Below are 5267 nucleotides of genomic sequence, written 5' to 3' on the forward strand. Positions count from 1 at the left end.
TACTCCTTCTGAAACACCGCCTGCCCCATCACAGTCGCCCAGTTGCTCCAGGGAGAGTCACTTTTCTTAAAAAGTCTGGGGTACCCAGGTATGGGACAGAAAACGTGATAAGATACTTGGGCATATACATACGTGTCATCCTCATTAAAGACGATATCCGGCGTTACCGGGTTAGGATTTAGAGCGTCAAAAGGCTGGTGCGGTTCTCCTGCTGCACCACCGGTCCCTGAAGGAGTAGGGAGCTGCGCTCGAACCACATTGATTGCTGACTGGTTAGCAAGGGTATAGTCATGGAAAACGGCGGCGGTTCTACCGCCTTCCCTGGCGGCCTGCAACGCAACGTCTTTAGCGTGTGCGACAACTCCCCAGTATAAACCGCTAATTATGCCGAGCATAAAGAAAGAAAATACAATACAAAATATTGTTACCTTGCCAACCCCTCTTTCATCCTCCCACAGCCTCTTAAAAAGACCCATTAATTTCCCACCACCTTAACGAAAATCTCGGCCAGGAAAAGGCCGTAGAAGAGGTATACCCCAAAGCATACCTCTTCACCCGCATCCCTGTTGTATCCTGTTTTATTGAAAAACGATAACATGACATAAAAGTTTTCACTGAGCCAATGGCCGGCGGATCCCTCGGCCAGATGCTTGACCATATAAACCACAAAGGCGATTAGCCATGCAAAAATAAATGCGAATATGCCAACGTGGGCACCCACCAGCGCCCCCAGGGCGAGAGCGATTTTGAAGTCGCCGCCGCCCGCCTTGCCCAGCAACCAAAAAATAAAAGGCCCTGTACCGGCCATCAAGGCAGATATAAAGCAATAATACAAATCACCCCGCAAGTACCCCAGCAGCAGACCGAAAAGCAGTCCGGGAACCACATGGGCGTTATAGATTTTACCCGTCTCCATATCGGACCTGGCAGCAGCGGCCGCAAGCGCGGCCGCAACCACAGTTCCTGTCCATTCAGCTCCCATTAAAATCCCTCACTCGCGCTTGTCAAAGTGGAGGACGTATTGTTCCAGGCAGTTTGGATTTTTTCGTACAAATTAGGAGTGCCAAAGAGACCATACGCCAGGAGCGCAAGTCCGGCTGCCATCATGACCGTTTCAACTGAAATGGCCTTGATGCCATCCTCGTCGTTCCAAAGCTTCTTTAGAAACTTAATCACTTCAATCACCTCCTTTCACTTTCAATCCGTCTTAACAACCGCCCGGGCAGTGCCCGTTGCAGAGACAGGCATATCAATAAAAGACGTGCTTCCTGTAATTAAACCAACGGCACCGGCAAAAAACGTTCTCACCTTAGCCCTGGCCGACACCTTATAGGAGTCAATTCCCACCATTTCACCCCTCCAGTCACTTGTTGAATTAAATGAGACTCCCCTTGCCGCTGTTAAATCGCTACTGTTCAATGAGAAAGCAGAAAGGGCCGCGTTTGCCGCCCTCTCTGAAGAATTGATCTGTGCGTGCCACCGGACGTCCTCATGTATCCCGACAACATTGCCGCTGCTGTCGTATTCCGGCGCCGCTGTCGATTCCTTTATGGCATCCGCGGTCATAGCTCCGGACAAAGAACTCGAATCGCAGGCAACCACCAGGTTGCCCTGCACGAGCCTGAGCCTTCCCATGTCGCTCGCAAGCCCGGCGATAAGCAGCAAGAAAAACATAGCCATCACGGAAAAGGTTATCTGGGAAAAACCCCTTTCGTCCCGGATTAGATTACTGACCCGTGAAAACACTGCCCGCACCCCCGTAGAGCGTTATGAAATAAGGCGCGGCCATGGACGTAACAGCCGCCAGCATTGCCGACAAGACCAGCGGAACCGTAATAATATTTTCAAGCTTCTTAATCCTGCTGTTAACCAGATAGCCCCGCCGCGCTTCCATGTCCCGCAAGACGTTTTCCAGGGCCACGGTAATACCCCCGGCACCGTACCGGTGAGCCAGGCTGATGTTTTCACAGGCGGAGGCGAGCTCGCCGGCATCCATTATCTCCGCCCGCCGCGCGAGCTCCCCCATGGCCTCCTGAAGCGTCATGCTTCCTTTAACGTCAATCATAACCCTTGCTATTTCCAAAGACAGGTCAACGTCGATTTTTCCCGCCCAGACTAAGGCCTCTTCCACCGACTGGCCGCCCTTGATGCCCACAACGAGCAACTTTAAAAACAAGGGGGTCGCGCGTTGAAGGTTAAAACCGATGTTGTTGACTTTCTGAGCCAGTATACTTACCGGGATGACATATCCGAGAAGCGCGCCGATGACGGCCCCCAATAACCAGGCGCGGCCGAAAAGAACAGCCAGGCACGCCGCCAGACCAACGGACGAAAGAACCCTGAGCCCCAAGAATTCCTCGCTGCCAATTTTCCAGCCCGCGATTTTTAATACTTCAGGCAGGTTTGGCAGGGAGATTAAATTCTTTAAGGCTGTGGGCATGACCGAAACAAACAATCCCAAAAAGTCAATGGCCTGTGACACTATGCCCTTACGCTCTACCGCCTCACCCGCCGCGCCGCCTCCCTCAAACGCTTCCACAAGAGGGTTCCTGACTAAATACAAGTAGAGACCGAAACATAAAAAAGCAACAAACAAAAATACCGAAATGTAAAAAAGCAAATCAGCTCAACTCCCCTTCCAATTTCCGGCATTTCCAGCGTACCCATACCTGCACGAGCACAGCCTGAAACATACCTCCGTAGATAACCATTTTCCCCGTGGAAGTAGAAAGAACATTTTTATAAATATCCGGCATAAGGAGAAAGCCCAGCAAAAAGAAGCCTGTGGTTGTGATCATGGCGATAGTGGCGTCACCCAATAAATCTGCCAGCCCCGACCTAACGGCATCACGCACGATGTCCCTGCCACGGAGCATTCCCTGAACTTCTTCCAGCAGTTCGAGCGCGCCGGTGCCCCCGCCCAAACGGATAAAACGAGCCAGGACATTTCCAAGCACTCTACCCTCCCTGACCAGAAGCCGCCTGCCGAAGTTTTCCGCCGCCTCATCTTCTTTTATCCCTGATTCGATTTCTTGAGACATATTCAAGAATTCACCGGCAACCGGCTGTTTGGAAGTGGCGGCGGCGGATTCCAGCGCCTTTTTAATGGACATGCCGCTTCTCAGCGATACAAGAAGTGAAAACGTACCCCCGGGAAGCGCTTTTAACACAGCCAGCTTCCACAACGCCTGCCGGTAGGCCCCGTAAAAACGGGGAATTAATATAAAGCCTGCAACCGCTGACAGGATGCCGAAAATTATTCTGCCTGACACAAACCAACCCAACGCACCACAGGCAAAAATCGTCAAGATCCCCGTGTTAAATGCATCTTTCCGATCAAATACGCCCTCCTCGCACCCCCAGAATCCGTATAGCGCCGGCAGGCGAACGGACATCCTCTCCTGCTCCAGACCCGTGTAAGTATTCATGCTGCAGTCAAGGGGATTATGCCGTACCGCCGCATAAACACCGGTAATCATGAAAAAGGCGGAGAGAAAGGCAAAAACGTAATAGTAGACTATGCCACCCGACCTCCTTCACCTTTTTTCAACAATTTGGGTTCGGCAACCTGTACTAGGTTAGCCCCCTTAAATATCACCCTTACGTCAGGGAGCAGCATATCGTTTACCCACTTGGGCACGACTTCCGATATTTCCAATACGCGTCTCTCGATCCTGCCGTCGTCATGCTTGATCAGACCCGAGTATACGGCAACGTCCACGGACGAGGCCACCAGGCCCAGCAGGTAATTCATCCCCATGCTCTGACCCTCGCTGCTCATGCTGGCCAGAATTGGCAGTCGATACATCACGGCGTCGTAACAATTTACTGAGTGAACTGTTGTAATGGAATGGGTACCGGTATTCATCCCGGTTAAAACAAAAAAAGTGTTGAAATCCCGGCACTCGCCAAATAGCAAGAGCCCCGGCCTTGTCCGTAAAAGCACGGTCTGCACGATATAGGACAGCTTAACGCCCCCCTTGTCCTCAATGTTCGGGAGGATCGGCTCGAACTGCCTTACCCTGTCGTTTAATGGCCGGGTCTCAATGGGATCTTCAATGGTTAGGACGTCAGTATCAACCTCGCCCGTAAAGCTGTTGGCGCAAGTTGTCTTGCCGCTGCCCATCGGACCGCAGACCACAATGTTCCATTTGTTTTTCAGCGCCATTTTTAGAAACGCTTTTGCCTCTTCGTTGAGATAGCCCATGGCCACCAGCTCGTCCAGGGAGAAAAACTTGGGAAATCTCCTGACCATTAATGTACTGCCGTGCAGTGACACACCCTTTAACACCGCACTGACACGTGAACCATCCGGTAATCTTGCGTCCACTATGGGCGAACTTTCATCCAGCCGGCGGCCAGCTGACTGCGCTATCTTGACCGCCGTCCTGCGCATGTGTTCTTCAGATAAAAAAAGGAGCTTGCTGTCCTCGATCCGGTGCAGGCGTCCATTTTTTTCGTACTCGCCGTTATTGTACTTGTAGTACCGCAGTTCGTTCACTTCGTTGTCATCAAGCAGTCTCTGCAAGGGGCCAAAACCGAGAATGTCGTTTGAAACCGCGTCCACGATCCTGTTTATATCCGGCGCGCCGGACTCCAGGGCTATCTTCCGGACGGATGCTCTTAGATAATCGCGGGACTGTGCAGGAGCTGAAAAAGCTTCGGGCTTTTCATCACGGATATGATTGACAGCCTTTATCCTGACCTCCTCGGCTATCTGGCTGAATTTACCTTCGTCAATGGATTCAACCTTTATGTTGCCGCCCCCTTTAAGCATTGTGTAACGTGTATCACGTGTATCCTGCATTTTAGCTCACCTCTTTTCTTCTTCTCCCAAATGTGCTAAACAGCCGGGAAATAAAAGAACGACTTTCTTTTTCGATCACCGGCCACGCGGGCCCCATTACTTTTGCTATATACCGGCTGACTGCTTCATAATAAGGTGAACCAGGCCCGGCAACGTCACCGCCGGCAGCGTTCAAGGCTTTTAATACAGATGGATCTACCGGGAACTGGTCTGTAAATTTCTGTCCCAGGAACCCTTCGATGTGTTTTTTTACAAGAGCGCCTGGAATGTTGAACTCGTTCAGCAAAAGCCGGATCTTTCTTACTTCAATATCATTGGAAGGCGCGGTATCCCGGAAAAAGGATGTGGCGTTTTTAACCTTGGCCTTGTCCGGCGTGATGAAGAAGAAAATGTCCGGGACATACCGGAGTACTGCAAACAGGGAATCGGCCACGCCGTAGCCAAGGTCGATCAATACGGC

The 5267-nt window shown here is 51.4% G+C and carries 8 protein-coding genes; all 8 read right to left on the reverse strand.

The features are described 5' to 3' along the window. Positions 1–476 (reverse strand): TadE/TadG family type IV pilus assembly protein (locus A4E54_RS00735; protein WP_286723758.1); only part of this gene is annotated, 476 nt, incomplete at its 3' end. Then, a complete protein-coding gene (locus tag A4E54_RS00740; protein ID WP_240084850.1) occupies positions 476–982 on the reverse strand; it encodes a prepilin peptidase in 507 nt (168 codons plus the stop codon). The genes A4E54_RS00740 and A4E54_RS00735, both read right to left, overlap by 1 nt. After that, positions 982–1176 carry a Flp family type IVb pilin gene (locus A4E54_RS00745; protein ID WP_240084851.1) on the reverse strand — a complete coding sequence of 65 codons (195 nt, stop codon included), beginning with the start codon at positions 1174–1176 and terminating at the stop codon, positions 982–984. The genes A4E54_RS00740 and A4E54_RS00745 overlap by 1 nt, the downstream gene beginning before the upstream one ends. Positions 1177–1197: 21 nt before the next feature. Then, on the reverse strand, positions 1198–1746 hold the full coding sequence (locus A4E54_RS00750) for a Tad domain-containing protein (protein ID WP_240084852.1): 549 nt from the start codon (positions 1744–1746) through the stop codon (positions 1198–1200). Beyond that, positions 1727–2620, reverse strand: a complete 894-nt coding sequence (locus A4E54_RS00755; RefSeq protein ID WP_240084853.1) for a type II secretion system F family protein — start codon at positions 2618–2620, stop codon at positions 1727–1729. The genes A4E54_RS00750 and A4E54_RS00755 overlap by 20 nt, the downstream gene beginning before the upstream one ends. Position 2621: 1 nt before the next feature. Further along, positions 2622–3479: a type II secretion system F family protein gene (locus tag A4E54_RS00760; RefSeq protein WP_240084854.1), complete on the reverse strand. Its 858-nt coding sequence runs from the start codon at positions 3477–3479 to the stop codon at positions 2622–2624. A 38-nt stretch (positions 3480–3517) separates the two neighbouring features. Then, the gene (locus tag A4E54_RS00765) at positions 3518–4807 is read right to left on the reverse strand and encodes a TadA family conjugal transfer-associated ATPase (protein ID WP_240084855.1); all 1290 of its coding nucleotides are present in this window, start codon (positions 4805–4807) and stop codon (positions 3518–3520) included. Between the two features lies 1 nt (position 4808). Further along, positions 4809–5267, reverse strand: a 459-nt coding sequence (locus A4E54_RS00770) for a CpaE/TadZ family protein (RefSeq protein ID WP_286723764.1), incomplete at its 5' end; no start/stop codon positions are given.

It is taken from the genome of Pelotomaculum sp. PtaB.Bin117 (assembly GCF_002067195.1).
Lineage (GTDB): Bacteria > Bacillota > Desulfotomaculia > Desulfotomaculales > Pelotomaculaceae > Pelotomaculum_D > Pelotomaculum_D terephthalicicum.